Below are 236 nucleotides of genomic sequence, written 5' to 3' on the forward strand. Positions count from 1 at the left end.
TGAGGGTCCCGGCTATACTATGGGGCTGTTTTGCATACCCATTTCACATTGCTTGAACATTTGTTCGGGCGTTCTAAGGATTGTTCATGGCCACCTTCCGACACGATGTACTCATCATTGGTTCCGGAGCGGCAGGATTAACCACCGCCCTGCGCCTGCCCGATGATTGCCGGATCGCCCTGTTGTCCAAAGGCGAGCTGACCAGCGCCAGCACCTATTACGCCCAGGGCGGCGTC

At 56.8% G+C, this 236-nt stretch carries 1 protein-coding gene; it reads left to right on the forward strand.

Translation table 11 applies throughout. The features are described 5' to 3' along the window. Positions 1–86: 86 nt before the first annotated feature. The coding region (locus A3714_RS17675; RefSeq protein ID WP_156493817.1) for an FAD-binding protein at positions 87–236 on the forward strand (150 nt) is incomplete at its 3' end.

The organism is Alcanivorax sp. HI0007 (assembly GCF_001635525.1).
GTDB lineage: Bacteria > Pseudomonadota > Gammaproteobacteria > Pseudomonadales > Alcanivoracaceae > Alcanivorax.